Consider the following 10581-nt stretch of genomic DNA (forward strand, 5'->3'; position numbering starts at 1 on the left):
GCGCACGAGCAAAACCCCCTGAGTAATCAGGGGGTTTCTTCGTTAGGCAGTGACCTGGGGCGATGTTTCGGAGCGCGAACGGGCCCTTTGTCGTCGCCTCTCGGTAGGCTGCAGGCCGACGAATAGGAGCGGACGTGACAGCGAATCGAACCCCAAAGATTGTGGCGCCGATGGTTGACGAGCTGCGTCTGCCAGAGCTCACCGACGCCAGTGCGCTCGAGATCGTCGCTGCCGGCTACTACGAGGCACGTCGGTATGTCGATGCAGACCTCGGGGGTCGTGAACTTTCGAGCGTGAGCGTGAGCGAGTGCGAGTTCCTCGGGCTCGAGGTGCACGCGGCGCAGCTCCGCAACGTCAGCATCGCTGAGACTCGGCTCGAGCGAGTCAGCGCACCCGAGCTCGAAGCGGCCGGCTCTGACTGGCGCGACGTGCACATCGAAAGCTCCCGGCTCGGCGCCGTCGACCTTGCTGAGGCCGACCTCCGCGGGGTGCGAATCACCGCATCCAAGATGTCGTTTGTGAACCTTCGTGCCGCGACGCTACGCGATATTCGCTTCGAGAACTGCGTCATCGACGAACTCGACTTGACGCTGGCCCGCGCAGACCGGGTCGCGTTCCACGAGTGCACGGTGCGCACACTCATCCTCGATCAGGCCAGGTTGCAGCACTTCGATCTGCGCGGCGCTGAACTGAGCCGCGTGCGCGGCCTAACGTCGATGCGTGGCACGGTCCTGACGTTTCACCAGGCCGTTGACCTCACCGAAACGTTCGCTGACCACCTCGGCATCACGCTCGCCGACTGAGCACGCTTGCAACCCGGGCGACGGCTGGGATGCGGCGGCGAGCGTCGCGAAGGACCGCTCGAGTGCTCGCCTTCGCAGACGTGAGCGCCTTCTTCACGCAAGCTATCCATACGCCGATTCAGGGCGAGCTGCCCAGGCTGCTCGGCGTGGGTGTGTTGAAGACCGCCTGGCGGGTCAGCGTGATGTTGCTCGCCTCGTCGCTCGCTGTGCCGATTAGCGCGCTCGTCGTAGAGAACGTCGACTGGCAAATACCGTTCGTGGCCACAGCCATCGCGTCGGTCGCGGGCCGCGCCGAGGGTTCCGTCGGGCCATAGACGCTGCTCGTCGCCGCGCCTGTCTGTGCGGCGATGGGGGCGTTCATTCGCCGGCTGCCCATCAACGACGAGATCGCTGACGTGCTCGAAGCGGCGACGCCGACATCGTACGAAACACTTGCGGGCTTCCCGGGTCGATAGGATGGCCCGGTGAATCAGGTGAGTGGCAGCAGCATGCGTCGGGTCAAGGGAATCGGCATCGCGGCGGCGGTCGGCGCAGTGTTGGCCGGCTGCTCGGGCGGCGGGGAAGCGGTGCCCGCGGTGACCGGTGACGCGACCGAATTCTCGACTGTCGAGGAGCTGCGCGACGCGTATGTCGCCGCGGGCGGCACCTGCGAGGCCTGGGAGGAAATCGACCCGGGCGACTACGACGCCAAGGCTGGGCGCTGCTCCGACACCGTCGTCATGGCCGTCTACGCGAACCCCGAAGAACTCGCGGCCGCGGTCGATCGCTCGAAGAACCTCGCCGTGCAGACGCACCTGCTCGTCGGCGAAAACTGGCTGCTCAACGTTGACAACCCGCAGGACTTCGTCGACGCCCTCGGCGGCACCACGGTCAGCTAGGGCAACCCGCACCACCTAGAATCGTTCGATAGCCGACGCGCCGTGCGCCGGCAACTTAACCACCGCATCCGCGCAAGTAGGAGACGACGTGTCTGCACTAGACCTCAAGAACGCACCAGCACCCCTGCGACTCGAGGCCAGCACGACGACGACGGGCACCGAACTCTTCGCGGACGCCCCGAAGCAGCCCGCGATCGTCGCGCTGCGCGTTGACGGTCAGCTGCTCGACCTCTTCCGCGAGATCGAAGCCGGCCAGACCGCCGAGGCGGTAACCATCGACAGCGAAGATGGCCTGAACATCCTGCGCCACTCGGCCGCGCACGTCACCGCGCAGGCCGTGCAGAAGCTGCACCCCGACGCGAAGCTCGGCATTGGGCCGTTCATCACTGACGGCTACTACTACGACTTCGACGTCGAAGAGCCCTTCACCCCGGCCGACCTCAAGGCCGTCGAGAAAGAGATGCAGCGCATCGTTAAGCAGGGCCAGCGCTTCGCCCGTCGCGTCGTGAGCGACGAGGATGCGCGCGCTGAGCTCGCCAGCGAGCCGTACAAGCTCGAGCTCATCGGCCTCAAGGGCAACGCGGGCAGCGACGCCGGCGAAAACGTCGAGGTCGGCGCCGGCGAGCTCACGATCTACGACAACGTCGACCCGAAGTCGGGCGACACCGTCTGGTACGACCTCTGCCGCGGCCCGCACCTGCCGTCGACAAAGCTCATCGGTAACGGCTGGTCGCTCATGCGCAGCTCGGGCGCTTACTGGCGCGGCAGCGAGAAGAACCCGATGCTGCAGCGCATCTACGGCNACCGCGTGGCCGACGAAGGACGAGCTCGTCGCTTACAAGACCCGCATCGAAGAGGCCCAGAAGCGCGACCACCGTAAGCTCGGCGCCGAGCTCGACCTGTTCAGCTTCCCCGACGAAATCGGCTCGGGTCTCGCGGTGTTCCACCCGAAAGGCGGCATCATCCGTCACGAGATCGAGTCGTTCATGCGCGAGCAGTTGCTCAAGCATGAGTACGAGCTCGTCAACTCGCCGCACATCACCAAGGGCGCGCTGTTCGAAACAAGCCAGCACCTCAACTGGTACAAGGACGGCATGTTCCCCGCGATGCACCTCGACGAGGTCACCGACGACGAAGGCAACGTCACCAAGCAGGGCCAGGACTACTACCTGAAGCCCATGAACTGCCCCTTCCACAACCTCATCTTCCGCGCCCGCGCCCGCAGCTATCGCGAACTGCCACTGCGCCTTGCCGAGTTCGGCACGGTCTACCGCTACGAGAAGAGCGGCACGCTCTCGGGCCTCACCCGCGTGCGCGGCCTGACGCAGGACGACGCGCACATCTACGTGACGGATGAGCAGGTCAAGGGCGAGATTCAGCGCCAGCTCGAGTTCGTGTTCGAGACGCTGCGCGCCTTCGGACTGAACGACTTCTACCTCGAGCTCTCGACGCGCGACCCCAAGAAGTCGGTCGGCACCGACGAGCAGTGGGAGATCGCCGAGCAGACCCTACGCGAGGTCGGTGAGGAGTCGGGGCTCGACCTCGTCGACGACCCGGCTGGCGCCGCGTTCTATGGCCCGAAGATCTCGGTGCAGGCGCGCGACGCCATCGGCCGCACCTGGCAGCTCTCGACGGTGCAGCTCGACTTCAACCAGCCTGAGCTGTTCGAACTCGAGTACGCGGCGGCCGACGGCACGCGCAAGCAGCCGGTGATGATTCACCGCGCCCTGCTCGGCTCGATCGAGCGCTTCTTCGCGATCATGCTTGAGCACTACGCGGGCGCGTTCCCGGTCTGGCTTGCACCCGAGCAGGTCGTCGGCATTCCGGTCGCAGATGAGTATGCCGACTATCTCGGCGAGGTCATCTCGCGCCTGCGTCGCGAGGGCGTTCGTGCGCAGCTCGACGACTCGGCCGACCGCATGCCGAAGAAGATTCGCACGCACACCAAGGCGAAGGTGCCGTTCATGCTCATCGCGGGTGAGGACGACCGCCAAGCGGGCGCCGTCTCGTTCCGCTTCCGCGACGGCTCGCAGCGCAACGGCGTGCCCGTCGACGAAGCGATCGCGCTCATCACCTCGGCCATCCGCGAGCACACGCTCGTGAGCTCCGACGCCGACGTGCTGGCGTAATGACGGGCGAGCGCGAACCCTACGAACTGCAGCCGGCCGACGACTTCGTCGGCGTGCCCGACGGCTTCGAGCGCACCTGGGTGCCGCACCGCATGGCGTACATCGACAATGGCGAGGAACGGCGCAAGCCCGACCATGCCTGCGTCTTTTGCTCGGCGCCCGACAAGAGCGACGAGGACGGCCTCATCGTCAAGCGGGGCGAACTCTGCTACGTCGTGATGAACCTGTACCCCTACAATACGGGGCACCTGCTTGTCTGCCCGTACCGTCACATCGCCACCTACGACCTCGCGACCGACGCTGAGGTCATGGAGATGGCGCACCTCACACAGCGCGCGATGACGGTGCTGAAGTACCAGGGCGGCGTCGGTGGCTTCAACATCGGCATGAACCAGGGCGAGGTCGCCGGCGCCGGCATTGCTGGGCATCTGCATCAGCACATCGTGCCGCGCTGGCCGAACGACGCGAACTTCCTGCCGATCATCGGCCGCACGAAGCCGATGCCGCGTCTGCTCGGCGAGCAGCGCGCCGAGATCGCGGCCCTCTGGGACGCCGAGTAGCTCGCACGCGCTCGCGCTAGAGCGCCGCCCGGAGCCGCGCGAGTCCCTCGGCGAGTTGCGCCTCCGAGAGGTGCGCGTAGCCGATGACGATGCTGCCCGAGGCGGATGCGCTGCTCGCGCCGCTCGGGCCGCTCGGTGACGCACCGCTCGGCTCACGCCAGTACACGGCGCCGGGCGACACCCGCACGCCAGCCCGCTCGCACGCCGCCATGAGCTCGGCCTCATCGCGTCGCGTGTGAATCACGGCGTGGAGGCCGCCATCCATGGGGGAGACCTCGACCTGAGGCAGGTCGCCGAGCACCGCGAGCACCGCGGCGCGGCGCTGGCGATAACTGCGGCGCATCCGAGCGGCGTGTCGAGCCAGTTCACCCGAGGCGAGGTACTCGGCGAACGCCCGCTGGGTCACTGCCGAGACCGGGGTGCCGAGGTCGGCGCGCGTCGCGAGCAGCCGCTCCCGCAACGGCGCCGGCGCACCGAGCATCCCAATGCCGATTGTCGGCGCGACGGTCGACGAAAACGTGCCGAGGAGCGCGACGGTGCCGTCGCCCGTGCGGTCGAGCGCGGTGAGTGTCGGCAATGGCTGGCCGACGTACCGGAGTTCGGAGTCGAAGTCGTCCTCGACGATGAGCACGCCCTCGGTGCGCGCCCACGCGAGCAGGTCTTGGCGGCGGGAGATAGGCAGTGAGCCGCCAAACGGGTATTGGTGGCTCGGCGTGACGATCACGAGGTCGGGCTTCGCCGCGCCACGGGGGAGCCGGTCGGTGCGCAGCCCGTCACGGTCGACCTCGAGTGGCACGAGCTCGCAGCCGAGGCGCGCGAGCACGCGGCGCAGCGAGGGGTAGCCGGGAGACTCGACACCGACACGCACCGGCGCGGCGCCGGTCCGCTCGGCCGCGATCGTCTGCACGATGAGCGCGAGGCCTTCGCGGGCCCCGGCCGTGACGAGAAAGGTGCCGGCGTCGCGGGCGAGCCCGCGCATCCGCCGAAAGTGCTCGCTCACGGCGGCGAGGTAGCGCGGGTCGCCCGCGAGCGGCAGCGTCGCGAGGTCGGCGTCGGCCGCGTTGCGCCACGCGCGCCGCCACGCGGGCGTGCGCAGGGTGCCGGTCGAGGGTTGACCTGGGAGGAGGTCAATGGGGTCGAGGGAGGTCTCGGGTGCGCGGCCACCGGTACTCGGGAGCGAGGGGATGCCGGCTGCACCTCGCGCCGCATCATGCCGGCCAGGGTGCGTCTGCCCAAGCGCGGGGTTCACGGTGGTCGCGGCGCCAGNTCTGCGACGTGAGATAGCCCTCGGCCGTCAGCTGTTCGAAGGCGGTCACGATGGTGCCGCGCGAGACTCCGAGCCGCGCGGCCCACGCCCGCGACGAGGGCAGCGCATCCCCGGCTCGCAGCACGCCGCGGTCGATGAGCGCCCGCACTGAACCCGCGAGCTGCTGCGGCAGTGGCAGCGGATGCGCGCGGTCGAGCGACACGGAAAGCTCGGCGATTTCGGGAGAGCGCATGGCTCGAGTCTGCCGAAGTGGTCTAACAAAGTCCAGCGATAGTGGATCTTCCAATGGGCCAATTGACCTCGCAGGATGGAGGACATGACCACTTCTGCAACTCCCCCCACCAACGCCAGCCCGAGCACCGACCGCGTCAAGCGCGGTCTCGCCGAGATGCTCAAGGGCGGCGTGATCATGGACGTCGTCACACCCGAGCAGGCCCGCATCGCTGAGGATGCCGGCGCCGTCGCGGTCATGGCGCTCGAGCGCGTTCCCGCCGACATTCGTGCCCAGGGCGGCGTCGCCCGCATGAGCGACCCCGACCTCATCGACGCGATCATCGCCGAGGTGTCGATACCCGTCATGGCCAAGGCCCGCATCGGCCACTTCGTCGAGGCGCAGGTGCTCCAGTCGCTCAAGGTCGACTACATCGACGAGTCGGAGGTGCTCTCGCCGGCTGACTACGTCAACCACATCGACAAGTGGCAGTTTGACGTGCCCTTCGTCTGTGGCGCGACCAACCTCGGCGAGGCCCTGCGCCGCATCAACGAGGGCGCCGCGATGATTCGCTCGAAGGGCGAGGCCGGCACCGGCGACGTTTCGGAGGCGATGAAGCACATCCGCAAGATCAGCTCCGAGATCCGCGCCCTTTCGTCGCTCTCGAAGGACGAGCTCTACGTTGCCGCGAAGGAGCTCCAGGCCCCGTACGCCCTCGTCGAGGAGGTCGCGTCAACCGGCAAGCTGCCCGTCGTGATGTTCGTCGCCGGCGGCGTCGCGACCCCCGCCGACGCAGCGATGATGATGCAGCTCGGCGCCGACGGCGTGTTCGTCGGCTCGGGCATCTTCAAATCGGGCAACCCTGAGGCCCGGGCTGCCGCGATCGTCAAGGCGACGACCCTGTTCGAGAACGCCGACGTCATCGCCGAGGTCTCGCGCGGTCTTGGCGAGGCGATGGTCGGCATCAACGTCGCCGACCTCGCCCAGCCGCACCGCCTTTCCGAGCGCGGCTGGTGAGCCCCGCGCCGATCATCGGCGTGCTCGCGCTGCAGGGCGACGTGCGCGAGCACGCCCGGATGCTCGAGCAGCTCGGCGTGCGGGTGCGGCTCGTGCGCACCCCGGCCGAGCTCACCGAGGTCGACGCGCTCGTGTTGCCGGGAGGCGAGTCGAGCACGATTGACAAGCTTTCGCGCATCTTCGAGGTGGCCGAGCCGATTCGTGCGCGCATCGCCGAGGGGATGCCCGTGTTCGGCACCTGCGCCGGTCTGATCCTGCTCGCCGACCGCATCACCGACGCGGCCCCCGGGCAGCAGACGTTTGGCGGCCTCGACGTCACCGTGCAGCGCAACGCCTTCGGCTCGCAGCTCGACTCGTTCGAAGCCGAGGTCGTCTCGCCGATCGAGGGGGAGCAGCCCGCGACGGTCGCCTTTATTCGGGCGCCCATCGTCGTCGAGGTCGGCGAGCGAGCCGAGGCACTTGCTAGCGTTACGGGCGATCGGGTCGTCGCGGTGCGGCAGGGCAATCTGCTTGGCATCTCGTTCCATCCCGAGGTGACCGGCGATACGAGCTGGCACCGCCACTTCCTCGAACTCGTCGAGGAGGCCCGCTAACCGACCCCGAGGAGCCGCGCGTGACGCCGACGATCGATACCACGTTTACCCAGATTCGTGACCTCGTAAGCGCGTCACCCACCGCGTTCCACGCTGCCGAGGAGGTGGCCCGGCAGCTGACGCTGGCCGGGTTCACCCGGCTCGAGGAAACCGACGAGTGGCACCTCGCCGCGGGCGGCTACGTCGTCGTCCGCGACGGCGCCGTCATCGCCTGGGTGCTTCCCGAGCACCGTGCGGCCGCCGCGCCAGTGCATCTCGTCGGTGCGCACACCGACTCGCCCGGCTTCCGGCTCAAGCCGAGCCCCGCATCCGCCCGCGAGGGCTGGCAGACGGTCGGCGTTGAGGTCTACGGTGGCCCGCTGCTCAACTCGTGGCTCGACCGCGACCTACGCGTCGGGGCGCGGCTCGCCCTCGCCGACGGCAGCACCGTGCTCGCCCACACGGCCGACGGGGTCGCGCGCATCCCGCAGCTCGCGGTGCACCTCGACCGCGGCGTCAACGCCGACGGCGTCAAGCTCGATCGCCAGCAGCACACCCGGCCCATCGTCGGCCTCGACACCGCCGGCCAGCTCGTCGACGCGCTCGCCGCATCGGCCTCGGTCGACCCCGCCGCGGTCGTCGCGCTCGACGGCTTTGTGGTCGACGCGCAGGCGCCCGCGCGCATCGGCCTCGAGTCGAACCTGCTCGCGTCGGGCCGACTCGACAACCTTGTCAGCGTGCACGCCGGGCTGCGCGCGCTCATGTCGGCGACGAACCCCCAGGGCGCAATCCCGATGCTCGCCGCGTTCGACCACGAAGAGGTCGGTTCGGCCTCGCGCACGGGCGCGGCCGGGCCGTTCCTCGAGGACGTGCTCGCGCGCATCCGCGCTGGCCTCGGCGCGGAGGTCGAGACCGTGAAGCGCGCCAACGCCGCGAGCTGGAGCATCTCGAGTGATGTCGGCCACGCCGTGCACCCGAACTACCCGAGCCATCACGACGACGAGGTGCGCCCCCACGCCGGCCGTGGGCCGATCCTCAAGATCAACGCCGACCAGCGGTACACGACGGACGCGGCGGGCGAGGCCCTCTGGCACGGACTGTCGACGCGCGCCGGGGTGCCGGTGCAGCGATTCGTCTCGCGCAACTCGATTCCCTCGGGGTCGACCATCGGCCCCATCTCGGCCACCCGGCTCGGCTTCCGCACCGTCGACGTCGGCATCCCGATCCTGTCGATGCACTCGGCACGCGAGCTCGCCTCGCTCGAGGATGTGCTCGGCCTTGAGCGTGTCCTGCGCGAGTTCTTGGGCCAGTCGTAAGCGGAGGGTGGGCTCGGCCCGCTAAAATAAAGCGTTCAGCAAGCGCAATCGATTCAGGGGGAACCAATGTCGGGTCACTCCAAGTGGGCAACTACCAAGCACAAGAAGGCCGTTATCGACGCCAAGCGCGCGAAGGCCTTCGCTAAGTACATCAAGGTGATCGAGGTTGCCGCGCGTACTGGCGGCCCCGACCCCGACGGCAACCCCGCGCTCGCCGATGCGATTCAGCGCGCCAAGAAGATCTCGGTGCCGAACGACAACATCGACCGTGCCGTCAAGCGCGGCGGCGGCCTTACCGGTGAAGTCGTCTCGTACGACAGCATCATGTACGAGGCCTACGCTCAGGGCGGCGTCGCAATGCTCATCGAGTGTCTGACCGACAACCGCAACCGTGCGGCCGCCGAAACGCGACTCGCCGTGACGCGGTCGGGCGGCACCATGGCCGACCCGGGCTCGGTCGCGTTCAACTTCGAGCGCAAGGGCGTCATCGAGGTCGCAAAGCGCTCCGGCGAGCCGAGCGAAGACGACATCCTGCTCGCCGGCCTCGACGCCGGCCTCGAAGAGGTCATCGACCACGGCGAGGCGTTCGAACTGCGCACCGAGGCCACCGACCTCGTCGCCGTCCGCACCGCGCTGCAGGAGGCCGGCATCGACTACGAGTCGGCCGAGGCGGAATTTGTCGCGAACGTGCTCGTGCCGGTCGACCTCGAGACCGCGAAGAAGGTGCTCGGCGTGATTGACGCGGTCGAGGACCTCGACGACGTGCAGAACGTCTACACGAACATGGAGATCCCGAGCGACGTGCAGGAGCAGCTCGACGCTGAATAGCGGCGAGCGATCCCGCGTGGCCCAACGCATCCTCGGCATCGATCCCGGTCTCACCCGTTGTGGGGCCGGGATCGTCGACGTTGGCCAGGCGCGTCGGGTCGACCTCGTGCACGTCGAGGTCATCCGCACGCCCACCGACGCCGAGCTCCAGCCGCGGCTCGGGCTCATCGGAGTCGCGGTCGAGCGGCTACTCGACGAGTATCGTCCCGAGGCGGTGTCGATCGAGCGCGTCTTCGCCGAGCAACGCAACCTCAACACCGTCATGGGCGTTGCACAGGTGACCGGCATCGTGATCCGCGAGGCGCACCGCCGTGGCATCGACGCCGAACTGCACACCCCATCCGAAGTCAAGGCGGCCGTGTCGGGCTACGGCAACGCCGACAAGGCCCAGGTGCAGCGCATGGTGCAGCGCATCCTGCGCCTGGATGCGCCGCCGAAGCCCGCCGACGCCGCCGACGCCCTCGCGCTCGCCATCTGCGCCGCGTGGCAGTCACCGCTCGCCCGCGTGCGCCCAGAGCAGCGCACCCACGGCTCCGGGCTCGGGCAGGTAAAGCCCGTCAGTGGCGCCACGCCGGCGCAGGAAGCTTGGCTCGCCGCCGAGCGTTCCGCGAATTCGGGTCGCCGACGCCTACGCTGAATTAGTGATTTCTCAGCTCACCGGAACGGTGTCCTACGTCGGCGCCACGCGCGCCATCATCACGGTCGGTGGCGTCGGATTCGATGTGCTCGTCACCGCGACGCACGCGCTCGAGCTGCGCGTCGGCGCCGAGCTCACGCTGACCTGCACGCTCATCGTGCGTGAGGACTCGCTGACGCTCTACGGTTTCCGGGATGCGCGCGAGCGCGAAGTTTTCGGGTTGCTCACGTCGGTCACGGGCGTCGGCCCGAAGNTCGGCAATGGGCGTGCTCGCGCAGCTGCGACCCGACGAACTCGCGACGGCGGTCGAGAACGAAGACCTCGCGGTCTTCAAGAAGGTCTCGGGCGTCGGCCCGAAGACGG

Annotated in this window: 11 protein-coding genes and 2 pseudogenes (1 of these 13 only partly in view); 11 read left to right on the forward strand and 2 right to left on the reverse strand. The window is 68.4% G+C overall.

What is annotated here, in order from left to right:
• Positions 1–134: 134 nt before the first annotated feature.
• From ID132_RS02500 to ID132_RS02520, 5 genes and pseudogenes are all read left to right on the forward strand, one after another.
• Entirely contained in the window at positions 135–803 is a 669-nt protein-coding gene (locus ID132_RS02500) for a pentapeptide repeat-containing protein (protein WP_193127781.1), read from the forward strand.
• A 62-nt stretch (positions 804–865) separates the two neighbouring features.
• Positions 866–1117 (forward strand): hypothetical protein, encoded by a 252-nt coding sequence (locus ID132_RS02505; protein WP_193127782.1) that lies wholly within the window; start codon positions 866–868, stop codon positions 1115–1117.
• 150 nt (positions 1118–1267) lie between these two features.
• Positions 1268–1681, forward strand: a complete 414-nt coding sequence (locus ID132_RS02510; protein WP_125105818.1) for a hypothetical protein — start codon at positions 1268–1270, stop codon at positions 1679–1681.
• Positions 1682–1805: 124 nt separating this feature from the next.
• Positions 1806–3810 (forward strand): annotated as a pseudogene (gene thrS / locus ID132_RS02515) (threonine--tRNA ligase).
• Positions 3810–4370: an HIT family protein gene (locus tag ID132_RS02520; RefSeq protein WP_125105820.1), complete on the forward strand. Its 561-nt coding sequence runs from the start codon at positions 3810–3812 to the stop codon at positions 4368–4370. The pseudogene thrS and the gene ID132_RS02520 overlap by 1 nt, the downstream one beginning before the upstream one ends.
• Before the next feature lie 16 nt (positions 4371–4386).
• Here the strand turns inward: ID132_RS02520 and pdxR are convergent, their stop codons facing one another.
• Positions 4387–5619 carry a MocR-like pyridoxine biosynthesis transcription factor PdxR gene (gene pdxR / locus ID132_RS02525; protein WP_193127783.1) on the reverse strand — a complete coding sequence of 411 codons (1233 nt, stop codon included), beginning with the start codon at positions 5617–5619 and terminating at the stop codon, positions 4387–4389.
• On the reverse strand, positions 5579–5869 hold the full coding sequence (locus ID132_RS02530) for a GntR family transcriptional regulator (protein WP_193127784.1): 291 nt from the start codon (positions 5867–5869) through the stop codon (positions 5579–5581). Before ID132_RS02530 ends, pdxR begins: the two co-directional genes overlap by 41 nt.
• An 84-nt stretch (positions 5870–5953) precedes the next feature.
• On the opposite strand from ID132_RS02530, the gene pdxS reads away from it, so the two are divergent.
• The 6 genes and pseudogenes from pdxS to ruvA form a co-directional block, all read left to right on the forward strand.
• Positions 5954–6865 (forward strand): pyridoxal 5'-phosphate synthase lyase subunit PdxS, encoded by a 912-nt coding sequence (gene pdxS / locus ID132_RS02535; RefSeq protein WP_125105822.1) that lies wholly within the window; start codon positions 5954–5956, stop codon positions 6863–6865.
• Positions 6862–7458 carry a pyridoxal 5'-phosphate synthase glutaminase subunit PdxT gene (gene pdxT, locus ID132_RS02540; RefSeq protein WP_125105823.1) on the forward strand — a complete coding sequence of 199 codons (597 nt, stop codon included), beginning with the start codon at positions 6862–6864 and terminating at the stop codon, positions 7456–7458. The genes pdxS and pdxT overlap by 4 nt, the downstream gene beginning before the upstream one ends.
• A gap of 20 nt (positions 7459–7478) precedes the next feature.
• On the forward strand, positions 7479–8753 hold the full coding sequence (locus ID132_RS02545; RefSeq protein ID WP_125105824.1) for a M18 family aminopeptidase: 1275 nt from the start codon (positions 7479–7481) through the stop codon (positions 8751–8753).
• A 66-nt stretch (positions 8754–8819) separates the two neighbouring features.
• Positions 8820–9581, forward strand: coding sequence for a YebC/PmpR family DNA-binding transcriptional regulator (locus ID132_RS02550; protein ID WP_125105825.1), 762 nt, complete (start codon positions 8820–8822; stop codon positions 9579–9581).
• 16 nt (positions 9582–9597) lie between these two features.
• A complete protein-coding gene (ruvC, locus tag ID132_RS02555; protein WP_125105826.1) occupies positions 9598–10218 on the forward strand; it encodes a crossover junction endodeoxyribonuclease RuvC in 621 nt (206 codons plus the stop codon).
• Positions 10219–10222: 4 nt separating this feature from the next.
• Positions 10223–10581, forward strand: a pseudogene (gene ruvA, locus ID132_RS14595) (Holliday junction branch migration protein RuvA) (it continues 248 nt past the right edge of the window).

Source organism: Gulosibacter sediminis (assembly GCF_014904065.1).
GTDB classification, from domain to species: Bacteria; Actinomycetota; Actinomycetes; order Actinomycetales; family Microbacteriaceae; genus Gulosibacter; species Gulosibacter sediminis.

What these genes read in the sequence shown, in the direction of transcription:
- ID132_RS02520 (WP_125105820.1), top strand. Translation starts at nt 3,810, where the DNA reads ATGACGGGCGAGCGCGAACCCTACGAACTGCAGCCGGCCGACGACTTC.
- pdxS (WP_125105822.1), top strand. Translation starts at nt 5,954, where the DNA reads ATGACCACTTCTGCAACTCCCCCCACCAACGCCAGCCCGAGCACCGAC.
- ID132_RS02550 (WP_125105825.1), top strand. Translation starts at nt 8,820, where the DNA reads ATGTCGGGTCACTCCAAGTGGGCAACTACCAAGCACAAGAAGGCCGTT.